Source organism: Bacillus sp. SD088, from assembly GCF_017355205.1.
GTDB lineage: Bacteria > Bacillota > Bacilli > Bacillales > Bacillaceae_C > Lederbergia.
The window spans coordinates 259,077-270,778 of the sequence record NZ_JADIJK010000001.1 but is presented as its reverse complement, the minus strand read 5'-3'; the positions used below and the strand labels follow the sequence as shown (position 1 = coordinate 270,778).

Sequence of the window (11,702 nt, the reverse complement as noted above, 5' to 3'; positions counted from 1 at the left end):
CATATTGCTTCTGTCTTAAGTGAGGAAAAATGTTAAAAGAATTATCTGGATTTTTTAAAATTCCCAACTGTTTATCATAAGGATGTTATTGATTTATTTGGAGAGGATTATCCTGATCCACTGATACCGATGACATGGCGAGAAGTAATGGATTTGGCTAGGAAAATGACGAAGGAGCAAGACGGTACTCAATATATCGGTCTAGCAGGGATGAGTTCCTTTGCTTTAAATCAATTCGCCCCGACGGCTACAGATCCCGATACTGGTGAAGTGTTAATTAACAAAAATGATGCCTATAAGAAGTATTTTGATTTGATTGAGGAATTTTATAATATTCCTGGAATTAAAGAAGAGGAAGATCTTGCCAATACTTTCCCTGAAAAGCGAGCTGCCATGACAATCGCTACAAATACAGGCTTGACTTGGCTTGCAGGAGACGATCCAAAGCCAATTGATTTAGTGCCATTTCCTGTGTGGGCAGATCAGCCAACAATCGGTCCGATCGCTGGGACTACACCAATGATTATTACAAACTATAGTGAAAATAAAGAAATGGCGCTTGAAGTGATAAAGGCTTACTTTACTCCGAATATTCTTCTTTCTCAGGTTCGTTCGGGAGGAACTGTTCCACCTGTAGCTGACCCTGAGTTGCACAAACAATATGCTGCAGAGGTTGAAATATATAAAGGAAAGAACCTAGACGCTTATTATGTATTAGAACGTGAGACTCCTGAAGGGCGTGTAAGTCGTTGGGATGACTATGTTGATCTTGTTAGTGCAGAAGAAGCGATTAAGGAAGGGGAAGATGTTGTAACCGCTTTAAGGAAGTTAGAAGAAGAATCAGTCTCGAAGATAAAAGAAGCAATGGCTACGAATTAAAAAGGTGGATTTCAATAGGTTATTAAAACTGCCAGATAAAGAGGGTTATAGCCGACATGCTGAGATCTATTTCAACAAATAACAGGTTAGGTAAAAAAGTTATTCCAAAAAACAGGGGGGGATTTGTAAAGTGAGAATCGATCGTTTTCGTATAAAAAAATTTTGGATGTTCAGTCTTTTAGTCATATTGATCTTCGGTACGGCTTGCAGTAAAGAAGGGAATGGATCTGCGGATGCATCTGAACCAAATATGAATAATGATACAGTGGCGGAAGAAGTTCCTGAAATTGATATGGATCAACCGATTACCTTAAAAATCAATGATTGGCGTGGAGAAGATGTATTCAACGAGGCTATTAAAGAGCCTGTTGAGGAAGCATTTCCAAATGTGACATTGGAACTTATCCCAATAATGCCTTATAAAAGTAGTTTTGAAGAGGAATTTGCGAGCAATAATATTCCTGATATTGTAATGGGACCTGACTTTCGTTACATTCCTGTTATAAAGGATGTTGAGCTTGCGTATGATATGACGGAGTTGATTGAAAAATACGGTTTTGAAAATATTGATCGTTTTGATCAAAATTTCCTTGATCAAATCCGCGCTTTTTCAGAGAGTAAAGAGGAACTGTGGGGAATTCCTTATATGCACAATAAGGCTGCCTTGCACTATAATAAAGATATTTTTGATTTATTCAGTGTCGATTATCCAACTGATGATATGACTTATGATGAGATAATTGAGCTTGCTGCTAAAGTAACAGGAGAAAGAAATGGTACTTATTATACTGGAATGGTAATGCCGTCTGCGGATCGCTATTTATTTCCGCCTTTAGGTATTACATTGGTGAATCCTGATACAGATGAACCACAATTCAGCACCATTCCAGAGATAAAAGATATTTTAGAAACTTATAAAAAAGTAAATGAATTCCAAGAAGGGGATCCGCTTCATGGAGATGATGCGATTGATCAATTTATTGCAGAACAAACATTAGCCATGGTTCCAATGTATTTCCTTGGACTAGATTGGACAGGACTACTCGAAGCACAGGAACAGGGAATGAATTGGGATATTGCCACATTTCCCAAATGGAAGGATCAAGGCGATGTATCCGCATTTTCGGACGGTTATTGGGTAGGAGTCACTTCAGCAAGTGAACACAAAGAACAGGCTTTTAAAGTGATTGAATTTTTATTAAGCGATGAACAGGTGGCCCATAAGATACGTTATCCAGAGGAATCAGTCTATACGGATGAACAATTTTTCTCGATGTCTGAAGATCTTCGTAATCCTTTATTAGCAGACCAAAACATGGAATCCCTATATAAATATCCTGCACCCCCAGCGCCAGATGGCCGGTCTAAATATGAAGAAATTGCGAAGACAGTTTTAAGTGAACAATTGAATGAGTTTTTAACATCAGATAAAGATGTCAATACCTTTTTACGAGAACTTCAGGAAGAAACTGAAAATCGAATAAAAGATGCAAAAGCCCAACAATAAACATAAAAATAGACAGTTAGTTTATTGAACGAAGGAGATTTTGGATCCTTCTTTTTTTTGTTGAACATGTCCTTTATGTATGGACATTTTTTTATTAAGTGGTATATTATGTGTATAAGACAATATTAAGTAGTGATAATTGTGTTTTTGGAGAGAACACATGTATTTTTAGTAGGGTGGAAGAGAAATAAATAATGAACAATAGGAGGGATTAGCATGACGAGTCAGAACCTAAATCAATTTTTAACAAAGAATTTGGAAGAATTGCATGAACAAGGTCTCTATAACGAAATCGATGTTGTCGAAAGTCCGAATGGACCGATAATCCAACTTAATGGTAAAAAGTTAATCAATTTGTCCTCTAATAACTATTTAGGGCTTGCTACAGATGAACGTTTAAAGGAAGTAGCGATTGAAGCGATTAATGAGTGGGGTGTAGGCGCAGGGGCTGTTCGGACCATTAATGGAACTTTAACGATTCATACGAAGCTGGAGGAAAGATTAGCTGCATTTAAAGGAACAGAAGCAGCGATTGCGTATCAATCTGGATTTAACTGTAATATGGCAGCGATTTCAGCAGTAATGGATAAGCATGATGCGATATTATCTGATGAATTAAATCACGCTTCCATTATTGATGGATGCCGCTTATCAAAGGCAAAAATTATTCGAGTAAACCATTCAGATATGGATGATTTACGTCAAAAGGCAAGAGAAGCAAAGGAATCTGGTCAATATAATAAGATCATGGTTATTACTGACGGGGTCTTTTCTATGGACGGAGATATTGCCAAACTACCAGAGATTGTGGAGATTGCGGAAGAATATGATCTTATTACCTATGTTGATGATGCCCATGGATCAGGTGTACTTGGAGCTGGAGCTGGAACTGTTAAGCATTTTGGCTTACAAGAACAGGTCGATTTTCAAATGGGTACACTTTCCAAAGCGATTGGGGTAGTCGGTGGCTATGTAGCTGGAAAAAAAGAATTGATTGATTGGTTAAAGGTCCGTTCACGTCCTTTCTTGTTTTCTACAGCTGTTACCCCTGCAGATGCTGTTGCTGCTACAAAGGCGATTGAGGTATTAATGGATAGCAAAGAGTTAAATGAACGGCTGTGGGCAAACGGCGATTATTTGAAAAAGGGACTGAAGGATTTAGGCTTTGATATTGGGCATAGTGAAACACCTATTACTCCTTGTGTGATTGGGGATGAAAAAAGGACTCAGCAATTCAGTAAAAGACTTTTCGAAGAAGGGGTATATGCGAAATCAATTGTTTTTCCTACCGTTCCAAAAGGAACAGGCCGCGTTCGAAATATGCCAACAGCAGCTCACACAAAGGAAATGCTTGATCAGGCAATTGCGATTTATAAGCAGGTTGGAAAGGAAATGGGTATCATCTAAACGAACTGCTCAGGGGGAAGCTTGCATGAAAAAAATTTTAGTTACCGGTGCACTTGGTCAAATCGGAACTGAGTTAGTCATTTTCTTAAGAAATCTTTACGGAAAAAATAATGTAATTGCGACCGATATTCGTAGCAGTGAAACAAATATAGCGACAAACTCAGGACCATTTGCGATCTTAGATGTTACCGATGGAGAAAAAATGTTGCAAATAGCAAAACGTGAAAAGGTAGATGTTATCATCCATCTAGCTGCTATGTTATCGGCCGTTGCGGAGCAAAAGCCACTTGCCGCATGGCATTTAAATATGAACGGCTTACTAAATGCGCTTGAAACAGCAAGAGAACTGGATATTCAATTATTTATACCAAGCTCTATCGGCGCTTTTGGTTCCTCGACTCCAAAAGAACGGACTCCACAGATTACCATTCAACGCCCTGGAACGATGTATGGAGTGAACAAAGTGGCAGGAGAACTATTATGTGATTATTATCATACGAAGTATGGAGTGGATACGCGAGGTGTCCGTTTTCCTGGACTGATCTCTTTTATGGCACCTCCCGGGGGCGGCACAACTGATTATGCAGTGGACATTTATCATGCGGCCATTGCGAAAGGAAGATACGAGTCATTTATTGCAAAAGGGACTTATATGGATATGATGTATATGCCTGATGCTCTCCAAGGGGTTGTCCAGTTAATGGAGGCGAATCCAGAAAAATTAAAACATCGCAATGCCTATAATATTACAGCGATGAGCCTTGATCCAGAGTCGATTGCGACAGAGATTCGTAAACATATCCCTACATTTGTTCTGGACTACAAGGTAGAGGCGATCCGGCAGGCAATTGCTGAGAGTTGGCCGAACTCTGTTGATGATTCCATTGCACGCGAAGAATGGGGTTTTTCTGCAAAATATAATTTGGAGAGTATGACAGCTGATATGCTAGAGAAACTTCGTGGCACAAAAGCAAGAGCAAAATAGATAGATTAAGCTGAAGGCTATTTGATGAAAGTAGAAACAAATAGCCTTTAGGTCATTTTGCACAAAAGCACTAGTATTCATAGTTATTTACTCCTGTTTTACCCTAATGGGATTGCAATCACACAAATATTAAAATATATTTTATGTAAGCGTTTTACAAACATGAAAAGGAGGAGTGTGTAAGGATATTATTTTATCTGGTAATGACATCACAACGTCATGTGAGTCAAAGTGAATCATCATTATTGCTTCTCAGGTTATGACATCATGTTTATTTTTATAAGATAAGAAAGTCTTAAAATTGCTTTAAGGCTGGGCAGTTGTTGTCCAGCTCCAGGCGCCATCGGCTCTAGGTCAAATAACCTGAGCCAATGAAAGGCAAAGAACGCCTTTCTCTGTCTCAGAACATTTGCTTGTCGCCGATAGGCGGGCGGCTTGCGCTTTTCTTATAAGATAAGAAAGTATAAAATTTTGGCTAGTGTTTTGATCTAGCTCCAGCGCCTAGCCCCTCGAGGTCAAATAACCTGAGCCAATAAAAGTCAAAACCGGACTTTTATTGGCTCAGAACATTTGCTTGTCGGGGCTGAGCAAGGCGCTTGCGCTTTTCTTATAATCATTGGAGGGGTTTTTTTGAGGAAAAAATGGATGAACATGATTTTAGCTGGGAGTTTAGTCGGGTGTATATCCCCACTCGTGATGTTAGATGCGAATGCCTCTACTCAAACATCCGCGAAAAAAGGTTCGATATCAGTAACTGAGTTAGAAGAGCTCCAAAAGGATCTTGACATATTTTATGATGGTTTGGATGGCTTTCCTGTTTATTCGAGTTCACATTCAGGTGGAATCAGTGCGATCGGTAAGAGTGCTTTTGTTGTTGCTGTTAATCCAGATTCTGTTCCTTTTGTTGGAGCGGCAAGATATGGGCAGGGAAAAGTAGTAGCCGCAGGTTTGAGTGAATACTTTGATTTTTCAGCCTCTGATGAGATTAATACGAAGGTATTAAGCAATATTTTGAAATGGGTTACAGATATTGATCATGAAAACCCCACATATTCAACCTATGCCCAAGCTTTAAAGGGAGAGGAAGAAATCACGATGGTGACGAATCGAGAGATACCCGTGAATGAGGATTTACCCATTCAGATGGAATATGTGGCAGATTTTCTATCGGTAGACCTTGATCCATTGGAACATCAAGTTGCTTTCGTTAATAACTTTCATCAACCTCTCTCGGACGAAGAAGTCCAGGCTTTGCTACACTATGTTAAGGAAGGTGGAGCCGTCATCTTTGGAGAAAAGGGTTGGGTGATGGAAGGACATCCTAAAGAATGGATGGCAAAGGAAAATAGCACCCCCAGACTTACAGATTATGGCATACAAACATTTCTAAATGAAGTAGGTCTTTCTCTCACAAATATTATTGCGACCACTAAGACAGAGACTTATCCACAAATGAAAATAGAAAAAATCCAAAATTATTTTGTCCCAACTCTTATTAAGAATGCAAAAGCGATTGAAGAGGGAACCATAGATCCTAGCACCCTTAATATTGGTTCGGATGAAGCAAGCCCCGATAAAAAGAAGGAGATTATTGCTCAAGTTGTGAGTGCAACAATTGGTAGTTTGATAGAGGAACATCCTCTTCTTGAACAGATGAAAAATGACTTAACAGAATTTGAGGTCAGATGGCCATTTGTAAAAAGTGATTATCCCTATTCTAGTTCGCTATTGGCCTATCAGGTCAGTGCTGCTTCTTTGGATGTTAATGGGGAAAAATCACCTTATGCTAATCACTTCCCTGGAGCTGTATCTCAAGATGCAGATATAATTGACAATAAAGAAGTTGTCGTTGATTTTGATTATGCTGATTTAAGTTATTTACGGATGGGTTATCCACCAGGTACTTGGATGAGTACAGAGCTCTATGCCCCAGCTGGGGAAATCATCACGATTGACGTACCGGAAGGAGTCGAAGATTTGTATGTCCAAGTTGGTTCACATACCGATGTTTTAACTGGAAAACCAACATGGAGCCGGATGCCAATCGTTGCTTTGCAACAGAAGCTTGAGCCAGGGGGAAATCAGATTAAAAGTCCTTACGGTGGATTAATTTATCTCATTCCGAAAACAGCCAAGTCAGGATTTACAGCCCCAATCGAAATTAGCGGTGCTGTTTCCACTCCAACCTTTGTTAAGGGGGAAACGACAAATGAGGAATGGCATCGTACAGTTAAGAATAATCCAGCTCCATGGGGAGAACTAATTGGAGAACACGTAATTTTTACATTACCTAAAGAAACGCTGCTGGAATTGGAAAACCCTACAGAAATAATTGAGCATTGGGATCAAGTAACGGCAAGTTATGATGAATTTGTTGGGATTGATCCAGCATTGCCGTTACCACATAAAGGATTGGACAGGCCACATCGTTATGTTGCAGATGTACAAATCAGTGCTGGATATATGCATGCTGGATATCCAATTATGATTCCGATTGATCCAGCCGCCTCTCACGTAGTGGACCCTGAGCTAGCCTTGGAACGGGGATGGGGATTCTGGCATGAAATGGGTCATGAGTATCAACAAAATGCCTGGAAATGGGGAGACCTTACTGAAGTCTCTGTTAATATTTATACCCTTTATATTCAAGAGAAGTTTACCGATGTACAAAGATTGATTGAGAAGAGTGATGATGGGAAATCTCATTACGATCGTGCCTTGGAATTTGTTGCTGATCCTTCCACAACTAAAAAATACACAGATCTCGAACTGATGGATCAACTTGTTTTCTTTAAGCAACTTCAGCTTGCCTTTGGCTGGGATTTCTATACAGATCTGCATATTGCTTATCGTGAAATGGATGAAAAGGAACTGCCATCAACAGATCAGGAGAAGAAAGATCTGCTTCTTTATATGGCATCGAAGCAATCAGGTTACAACTTGGTTTCCCTTTTCCAAAGATGGGGTTGGAGTATTACGGATAATGGGCAAGCAAAAGTAGATGCCTTGGATTTACCGGATCCTGAAGTAGCGATTTGGGAATTACGAGAATCGAATGTTGAAGATGCTTCGGCCTCACTACTTCTGGACACACTTGATTCCTATCAAGCAAACTTGCCTGAAAGAGTGTACCATCCATTATCCGTTCATCTAAAATCTGTGGAGCATTTCGAAGACAAGGGTGAGTCAGAAAAGGTAGTCAAACATATGGATGGCTTTAAGCAGCTATTGGATGACCAAAAGGAAAAAGAAGTTATTCCCGAATATGCTTATAACATTTTAAAAAGCAATGCGAATTCCTTGATTAAAAAATGGCAATAACTTAAGGCTTCTATCAGCGGGGCTTCATCTCACACTTAAACTTATATGGAGTCCCGTAGTCTTGAGATGGGGATTTTCTGAATAAAAAGTTATTTAAAAGGAGAAGAGGAATGGTTGTAAAAAGAATTACACAAGTTTGTCTTGTTTTCCTAATAATCAGTTCCGTTGCATTTTCTGTCAGTGCAGAAAAGCGGGAACATGTAACAAAAAAAGTAAATTCTACTTCGGATTCTCCTATCAAACTAACAGAAAATCTACAAGGAGATTTAGCGATGTTTTATCAGGATTTACAAGGAATGCCCGTTTATTCAGGCGGTGGGGTGGCTGCGATTGGAACAGAAACTTTCCCAGTCTTATCCCCAGAAGCCATTTCGGCGGTTGCGGCCGCTCGCTACGGTAAAGGTCGTGTAGTTGTTACTGGAAGTAATCGGTATTTTGATCTATCCCAGCCTCATGAAAATGACAACGGAATTTTTGCTCGAAATATTCTGTTGTGGCTAACGGATGAAGGGGGCTCGAACAATGGAGGTGGAGAGGGTTACACGAATCGCTATGAGGAGGCTCTTCGTTCAGGAGATAAGAAGATTAGGTTAGTAACAACTTTAACTAATTTTTCAGTGAACTCAGCTCTGCCGATAGAGGTAATAAAGGTAGATAATTGGACTTCAGCAAGTTTGGATCCCGAGAATGAGACGGTTGCCCTTATTGATGGTTCCATGATGGAAGAGGATATCTCTTCTCTAAATCAATATATTGAAAATGGGGGAGCGGCCGTTGTAATTGAAAATGGAAGTTCTTTAGTAGGGATCACGAGAGATACTCCGCTTGAAAGAAGATTACTTGTTGGAAATTATAGGGGAGCAAGATTAGGCGAACATTTTGCTGTTCAAAAATTATTGAACCAAGTGGGTCTATCTTTATTAAATTCAGGGGTATCTGCTTATAATACGCCTACAGTCATGACAGAGGACAAGGCTTATAATCACCACTTGCTCAACCGACTTCATGAAGCACAAGCATTAGAAAATGGCAGCATCACGCTTGATGAGATCGAAATAGGAGCTGCTGATGCAGATGATAATCAGAAACAGAAATTATTGTCAGATGTGGTGATTGAAGCATTAGAAAGCCTGTCTTCTGAATCAGATCTGTATACGTGGGCGGCCCAAGAATCGGAAGAACTGGAGCCGGCAACATTTCCGATGAAAAGGCAAGAGAATCCATACAAAAATGCTTTGTACAATTTCCAATTTAGTCATTTTACGCTTGATGAAGATAATACAAAGTCGCTTTACGCCGATGATTTTCCTGGTAAAGTTGCAGAGGATGCGAAGGTTATTAATGGAAAGGAAATCGGGGTTGACTTTGATTTCCCGGACACAATGTATACTCGGGCCTTACCAAACAAAAATTGGATAAGTACTGGATTGTATGCAGCCCCTGGAACGATAGTTGAGTTAGAAGTTCCTTCTGATACGGAAAATCTAACGGTTCAAATTGGCTCACATGATGATGATCTCAGTGGACTTGGTGAATGGAAAAGAGCACCACTTGTAGTCCATCATAAAAAACTTGCTCCAGGTATTAACCGGGTCAGTAGTCCATACGGTGGCATGATCTATCTGATCCCGATGAAGCCGAAAGAAGATACACAAGTAAAAGTGAAGATAAGCGGTGCTGTCCAAGCTCCTTATTACGAATTAGGGAAAACGACGAAGGAAGAATGGGACCAGATGCGAAAGACTTTGTCTACACCATTTGCGGAATTAAAATCGGATCGTATTAATCTAGTGGTTCCCTCGAAAGTGATAAAGGAGTTGGAAAATCCCGAAGAATTAATGAAGACATGGGATTCAATTGTTTTACATTATGATGAGTTAGCTGGTCTATCTCCTGATAAAGCGATGCCGAATCAGGCACATCAACTTTCTTATTATTATGTAACAGATCGACAAATTAAAGGTGGAGCCATGCATGCGGGTTATCCGATTATGTTAACAGACAATCTTGCAGAACAATTGGTCGATGTTGACTATCTTACAACGAAAGCCTGGGGATTCTGGCATGAGTTAGGTCATGAATACGAGCAAAGACCATGGCTGTTTGGAGATGCCAATGAAGTCCTTACCAATATCTATTCATTATATATACAGGAACAATTCGGAAATCCGTCTGAGCTGCTTACCAAAACGGACGGGAAGGACTATTTTGAACACGCATTTGATTATTTAAACAGTGAAAATCCCGATAAGAAATACGGCGATAATGGCCACTATGAACAACTCGTTTTATTTAGCCAACTTCAGCTTGCTTTTGGCTGGGATCTGTTTACAGATTTACACACTCATTATCGTGAAATGGCTGACGATCAATTACCAAATACGAATCAAGAGAAAATTGATGAATTTGTCGTGGCAGCATCAAAATATTCTGGCCGCAATCTGCTTGCATTTTTCGATAGATGGGTAATTGGTCATTCTGATGTTGCGGAGCAAAGAGTAGAGGAAATGAATCTACCTGAACCAGAGATCGACATTTGGACATTGAGAACTTGGAATCCGGGAGAGGTTGCACCTACTGAAATCATTCTTGATCTCGATGAATTGCACCTTAATCGAACTAATTTAGGAGCAACAGTTCAAGCAAAAGTATTGCCTGAAAACGCGGTGAAAGATATCAAATGGACAAGCAGTGATTCAACTGTTGCAACAGTAAGCAACAATGGATATGTTTCGGCTATATCAGAAGGATCTGCAGTCATAACGGCGGAAAGTGTAAGGGATCCTAATGTCAGTGCGGAAATAACGGTAACAGTTGAAGATATGGAGGGGCTTAACATCCCGATTGCTGATGCGTATGTCAAAGATGGGGGTTCAGCTAATACCAATTTTGGCAGTGATCCTTTGTTATCGGTCAAAAGTGATATAGCCGGATTTGCACGGAGATCATATCTGAAATTCAACACGAATCAGATCGATCATGATCATGTTGAATCTGCTGTACTAAGGCTCTATGCGGAATCTGTCAATAGTGAACCAGAAAGAATAATCGACGTCTATATTACGGATCATCAATGGAATGAGTCATCCATCACGTGGAATAACGCACCTGAAGGTTCGGAACTATTAGCTAGTACCAGTGTTACGGAAGAAGGAGAATGGTATGAATTTGATTTGACAGAGTATTTTAAGTCAAATGAATTAAATGAAACCGCTTCTTTTCTTATTATGAATCCTGGACCTCATTCACAGAAGAATGATGTTGCTTTTACATCAAGAGAAGGAGAGGGAAACAGCCCTGAACTGATAGTTAAATTGGATCAAGAACCTGATCCCGTAGTGAGTGCTAAAAGTGTAAAAGAGCTGGTGAAACAATTAGAGAAATCCGGAGATTTTTCAAATGCCGATGCTCCCCACTCTTTAAATCTACATTTAACAGCTGTGAATCAATTTGAAGATCAAGAGAAAGGTAAAAAAGTAGTAAAGCATATGGAAAGCTTTAAACAATTACTAGATAAGCAGCAGGAAAATAATTTGCTTTCTGACTATGCATACGATCTTTTGAAGTCCAACTCCGAGTCTTTAATTCAAAAATGGAAATAAG

The 11,702-nt window shown here is 39.7% G+C and carries 6 protein-coding genes; all 6 read left to right on the top strand.

From position 1 onward, the window contains the following. Window positions 1-45 precede the first annotated feature (45 nt). On the top strand, window positions 46-879 hold the full coding sequence (locus tag IPU53_RS01075) for an extracellular solute-binding protein (protein WP_278253223.1): 834 nt from the start codon (window positions 46-48) through the stop codon (window positions 877-879). Between the two features lie 130 nt (window positions 880-1,009). After that, a complete protein-coding gene (locus tag IPU53_RS01070; protein ID WP_207446543.1) occupies window positions 1,010-2,386 on the top strand; it encodes an ABC transporter substrate-binding protein in 1,377 nt (458 codons plus the stop codon). Between the two features lie 216 nt (window positions 2,387-2,602). Continuing rightward, on the top strand, window positions 2,603-3,793 hold the full coding sequence (locus IPU53_RS01065; RefSeq protein ID WP_207446539.1) for a glycine C-acetyltransferase: 1,191 nt from the start codon (window positions 2,603-2,605) through the stop codon (window positions 3,791-3,793). Between the two features lie 25 nt (window positions 3,794-3,818). Next, entirely contained in the window at window positions 3,819-4,778 is a 960-nt protein-coding gene (locus IPU53_RS01060; RefSeq protein WP_207446537.1) for an L-threonine 3-dehydrogenase, read from the top strand. A gap of 630 nt (window positions 4,779-5,408) precedes the next feature. Continuing rightward, a complete protein-coding gene (locus IPU53_RS01055) occupies window positions 5,409-8,099 on the top strand; it encodes a M60 family metallopeptidase (RefSeq protein WP_207446535.1) in 2,691 nt (896 codons plus the stop codon). Between the two features lie 110 nt (window positions 8,100-8,209). Beyond that, window positions 8,210-11,701: a M60 family metallopeptidase gene (locus tag IPU53_RS01050; RefSeq protein ID WP_207446527.1), complete on the top strand. Its 3,492-nt coding sequence runs from the start codon at window positions 8,210-8,212 to the stop codon at window positions 11,699-11,701. The last annotated feature ends 1 nt before the right edge of the window (window position 11,702 follow it).